This window comes from Pseudomonas sp. REP124, from assembly GCF_020164475.1.
Taxonomy (GTDB): domain Bacteria; phylum Pseudomonadota; class Gammaproteobacteria; order Pseudomonadales; family Pseudomonadaceae; genus Aquipseudomonas.
Genome location: NZ_JAIQWX010000247.1, coordinates 1 through 4,980, shown reverse-complemented (window position 1 = coordinate 4,980; position 4,980 = coordinate 1). Strand labels below are relative to the sequence as shown.

General features: G+C 62.5%; 5 protein-coding genes. 2 read left to right on the top strand and 3 right to left on the bottom strand.

The genetic code is table 11. The features are described 5' to 3' along the window. Positions 1-76 precede the first annotated feature (76 nt). Positions 77-964, top strand: coding sequence for a YghX family hydrolase (gene yghX / locus K9857_RS29620; RefSeq protein ID WP_224542018.1), 888 nt, complete (start codon positions 77-79; stop codon positions 962-964). A 133-nt stretch (positions 965-1,097) separates the two neighbouring features. On the opposite strand, the gene K9857_RS29615 is transcribed toward yghX, so the two are convergent. The 3 genes from K9857_RS29615 to K9857_RS29605 form a co-directional block, all read right to left on the bottom strand. Beyond that, positions 1,098-1,751 (bottom strand): peroxiredoxin, encoded by a 654-nt coding sequence (locus K9857_RS29615; RefSeq protein WP_224542015.1) that lies wholly within the window; start codon positions 1,749-1,751, stop codon positions 1,098-1,100. A gap of 110 nt (positions 1,752-1,861) precedes the next feature. Next, positions 1,862-2,806 carry an aldo/keto reductase gene (locus tag K9857_RS29610; RefSeq protein WP_224542014.1) on the bottom strand — a complete coding sequence of 315 codons (945 nt, stop codon included), beginning with the start codon at positions 2,804-2,806 and terminating at the stop codon, positions 1,862-1,864. Further along, positions 2,803-4,080, bottom strand: coding sequence for an NTP/NDP exchange transporter (locus tag K9857_RS29605; RefSeq protein WP_224542012.1), 1,278 nt, complete (start codon positions 4,078-4,080; stop codon positions 2,803-2,805). Before K9857_RS29605 ends, K9857_RS29610 begins: the two co-directional genes overlap by 4 nt. Before the next feature lie 51 nt (positions 4,081-4,131). On the opposite strand from K9857_RS29605, the gene K9857_RS29600 reads away from it, so the two are divergent. Next, a complete protein-coding gene (locus K9857_RS29600) occupies positions 4,132-4,917 on the top strand; it encodes an alpha/beta hydrolase (RefSeq protein ID WP_224542010.1) in 786 nt (261 codons plus the stop codon). Positions 4,918-4,980: the final 63 nt, after the last annotated feature.

Here is a 4,980-nt window from a genome sequence, read left to right as displayed (position 1 = left end):
CTCAAGGACGCCTTCGCGGGCAAGCCTCGCTCCTACAAAGGGCGGTCCGTATTCAATCAGATGAGAGGAACCACCCATGACCCGTCTCACCGCCAAAGACTTCGCCCCCGAACTGCTGGAGCTCTACGACTACTACGCCCACGGCTTGATCAACCGCCGCGAATTCCTCGACCGCGCGGCGCTGTTCACCCTCGGCGGTTTGACCGCCAGTGCGCTGCTGGCCTCGCTGAGCCCCAACTATGCCCTGGCCGAGCAGGTCGAATTCACCGACCCGGACATTCTCGCCGAGTACATCACCTACCCGTCTCCCAAAGGCAACGGCCAGGTGCGCGGCTATCTGGTGCGCCCGGCCAAGGCCACCGGCAAGGTGGGGTCAGTGGTGGTCGTGCATGAAAACCGTGGGCTCAACCCGTACATAGAAGACGTCGCCCGGCGCCTGGGGAAGGCCGGATTCATCGCCCTGGCCCCGGACGGCCTGACGTCGGTCGGCGGCTATCCAGGCAACGACGAAAAGGGCCGCGAGCTTCAGGAAAAGGTCGATCCGACCAAGCTGATGAACGACTTCTTCGCCGCCGTCGAATGGATGATGAAACACCCCGAAGGCAGCGGCAAAGTCGGCATCACCGGTTTCTGTTATGGCGGTGGTGTGACCAACGCGGCGGCTGTGGCCTATCCGGAACTGGGGGCGGCGGTGTCGTTCTACGGGCGCCAGGCGGATGCCAAGGACGTGCCACGGATCAAGGCGCCGCTGATGCTGCATTACGGGGAACTGGATACGCGGATCAACGAGGGCTGGCCGGCGTTTGAAAAGGCGCTGAAGGCTGATGGCAAGACGTACGAGGCGTTTATCTATCCGGGTGCCAATCACGGGTTTCACAACGACTCGACGCCCAGGTATGACAAGGCGGCGGCCGATCTGGCGTGGGAGCGGACGTTGGGGTGGTTTCGCAAATATCTGGTCTGATGGGTTGGCAGGACTGACCCCATCGCGAGCAGGCTCGCTCCCACAGAGGATCTTCGTTGGACACACAATCCGTGTCGATGGAGATCTACTGTGGGAGCGAGCCTGCTCGCGATGACGATATCAGGACCAATGATTACTTCGGCTGAGCCACAGTCCGCAAATAAGGCTTCAGAGTCTTGAACCCATCCGGATATTTCTTCTTCGCATCCTCATCCGACACCGACGTAGGGATGATCACATCCTCTCCCGGACGCCAGTTCACCGGTGTGGCCACGGTGTGCTTGGCATTGAGCTGCAGCGAATCGAGCAACCGCAGCACTTCATCGAAATTGCGCCCGGCGCTCATCGGATAGATCAGCATCGCCTTGATCTTCTTGTCCGGGCCCACCAGGAACACCGAACGCACGGTCGCGTTGTCCACCGCCGTGCGCGAACCGCCGCTGGCGTTGGGGTGGATCATGTCATAGAGCTTGGCCACCACCAGGTTTTCGTCGCCGATCAGCGGATAGTTGACCGCATTGCCCTGGGTTTCCTCGATGTCGCCGACCCACTTCTCGTGATCGCTGACCGGGTCGATGCTCAGACCCAGGATCTTGGTGTTGCGCTTGTCGAATTCCGGTTTCAGCTTGGCCAGATAGCCCAGTTCAGTGGTGCAGACCGGGGTGAAGTCCTTGGGATGGGAAAACAGGATGGCCCAGCCATTACCGATCCATTCGTGGAAATTGAGCTTGCCTTCGGTGGTGTCGGCGGTGAAATCCGGTGCTTCGTCGCCAATACGAATTGCCATATTTCGATCTCCTTGCAGTAGTGGACAGGGATGCTGAGCCAGCCAGCGCGGACAGTATAGAAGAGCTTTCAAGACACGCTGACGAGCGCTCGAAGCTACGGGAAAACGGCCTATTCCACCAGCGCAATCAACTGATAACGCTGGGCGTCGGTCAGCGCCGGACCAAAGCCCGCCCCGGCGTTTTCCGCCATGTAGCGCGGGTTGCCGGTGCCGGGAATCACGCAGGTCACTGCCGTATGCGACAGAAGGAACTTGAGCGCCATCTGCGGCCAGGTCTTGACCCCGACCTGCGCCGCCCAGCCCGGCAGCGGCTTGCCATTGAGCCTGCCGAGCAGCCCGCCACCACCGAACGGCCGGTTGCAGATCACCGCCACGCCACGCTCCCTGCACAGCGGCAGGATGCGCTTCTCGACGTCGCGATCATCCAGCGCGTAGTTGATTTGCAGGAAATCCAGCTGTTCGGCCTTGAGCACCGCTTCCACTTCCTCATAGGCCGAGGAGGTGTAATGGGTGATGCCGATGTAGCGAATGCGCCCCTGCTCCTTCATGTGGCGCAAGGTCGGCAGGTGAATCTGCCAATCCAGCAGGTTGTGGATCTGCATCAGATCGATACGGTCGGTCTGCAGCAATTTGAAGGATTGCTCCATCTGCGCGATGCCTTCCTCGCGGCCACGGGTCCACACCTTGGTCGCCAGGAAAGCCGGCGAGCGTGGCTCGTGGATCGACAGCAACTCGCCGGTGTTTTCCTCCGCGCGCCCGTACATCGGCGAGCTGTCGATCACCGTCCCGCCCTTCTCGAACAACGCACGCAGCACCCCGGGCAACGGTTTGTAGGCCGCGTCCTCAGGGGACACGTCAAAACCGCGATAGGTGCCCAGCCCGACCACCGGCAGTGGCTCGTTGCTCGAAGGAATGGCGCGGGTCTGCATGGTCTTGCCTCCTGTTCCCGTCGCCAGCACGGTTTGCGCAACCGATGGAGCGAACGTGAAGACCGCCGAAACACCGGCAGCCAGCGTGAGTATTTCCCTGCGGGTGAAACCGTCCGCATGGCTCATGACATCTCCCTCTCCCGTGATTGCGCTTCGGCCTGTCGGGCCTGTTGCCTGGCCAGCCACAGACAGGTCCAGCCCCACACCCCGGCGAATGGCACGATCAGCACCGCCACCAGGCCAAAGCCTGCGCCCAGCGCGGTCAGCCCGGCGGACAACCAGCCACTGGCCGCGTCGCCGCCGCGATAGACAAGGGTCTCGATCACGTTCTTGGCCTTGTACTTCTCCTCGCGGCTGACCACCGTCCACAGCACCTCGCGGGCCGGCCGCACGAGGGCGAACTCCACCGCCCGTCGCAGGCCCTGGGCCAGCGCCACCGTGGTCGGCACCGGCGCCAGCGCCATGGCGGCAAACGCGACAATGGTCGCCAGGGGCATCGCCACCAGCGCCCCGCCGATGCCGACCAGGCGGATCAACGGCGCGGTCAGCAGCAACTGCAAGGTCAGGGTCAGCGCCGAGACGATCAGATCGACCACGGCGAAGAATTGCGTCCTGCTGCCAGTATCAGCGTAGCTGCCAGCGACGATCCGTCCCTGCTCGAAGTACAACAAGGTCGCGGCACTGGTGTGCAACAGCATGAACAGCACCAGTCCCAACAGGTAGGGAGACCGCAGAATCAGGGTGATGCCGGCGAGTATGCTGCCACCCATGCGCCGTTCGTCGATTAGCGAACTGCCGGACTGCGATTGCGTGCGCGCCAGTAGCCCCCGGTAGCAACGCACCGCCACTTCCAGCAACAGCGCCGCCGCCAGCGTCAGGGCCATCGGCCCCAGCCGGGTAGCCATGGTCGCGGCCAGCAATGGCCCGATGAACGTACCCAGGGTGCCGCCCGCAGCGATGCAGCCGAACAGTCGCCGGCCCTGTTCGCTGGAAAAGCGGTCGACCAGCACGCTCCAGAAAATCGAGACGATGAACAGGTTGTAGATGCTGATCCAGACGAAAAACACCCGCCCGACCGTCACCGGGGCGATGTGGTTGGCGATCAGCAGGCCGAACACCAGCATCGACACCGCGATCAGGCGATAGATCAGCGGCACGAAGCGCGTGGCCGGCAGGCGCGACGCCAGGGCGCCGAAGACCGGCACCATCAACAGCATGACCACGAAGGTCGCGGTGAACAGCCACTGCAACTTGTCGGCGCCGCCTTCCAGGCCCAAAGCATCGCGTAGCGGGCGCACCAGGTAATAGCTGGCCAGCACGCAGAAATGGAACGCGAAGCCCAGGATCAGGGCCGAACGTTCAGAGGGTCGTACGTCGAGCCATCGAGGCATGTTGGGCATCGGTGCCCTCCTTTACCGCCAACTACACTCTGACAGCATCCGGAGCCGCCGATGCCGCCCACTAACGTTAGCCGAATGTCCCGAACCCTGGTGTTACTCGTCGTTCTGCCCGTTGCGCTGTATCTGGCGCTCTGCGCGGCGCTGTTCGTGTTTCAGCGGGCGCTGATCTATTACCCGCAGGCGCGAAGTGATGCGTCGGCGCCGTTGCTGAGCCTGGCGGTGGATGACGTGCAGGTAAACGTGTCGACCCGTCCGTACAACGGTCCAAAGGCGCTGATTTATTTTGGCGGCAATGCCGAGGACGTCTCGCGCAGCCTGCCATCGTTCGCCAAGGCCTTCCCTGATCATGCGCTGTATTTCATACATTACCGGGGTTATGGCGGCAGCGGCGGCTCGCCCTCCGAAGAAGCCATCGCCCGGGATGCCATGGCCCTGTTCGACAAGGTGTATGCCGAGCATCCGCAGATTCTTGTGGTGGGCCGCAGCCTTGGATCCGGCGTTGCCGTGCGGTTGGCCAGTGTGCGGCCGGTGACGGAGTTGCTGCTGGTCACGCCCTACAACAGCATCGAGGAACTGGCGGCCCGGCGATTCCGCCTGTTCCCGGTGCACTGGTTGTTGACCGACAAATTCGAATCCTGGCGCTACGCCGAACACATCGGCGTGCCAACCCGGCTCATCGCTGCCGAAAACGACGAAGTCATCCCCGCCGCCAGCACCCAGCGCCTTTACCACCATTTCCCCAAAGGGGTGGCGACACTGCGGGTGATACCGGGGACCGGGCACAACTCCATCAGCGAAAGTCCGGAGTACCTCAAAGCCTTGGCTGCGCCAGATTGATGGATGATTTGCCACAGGTAACCTCCCGAACCACAGATAACAAAGTCCTCTGTAGGAGCAAGG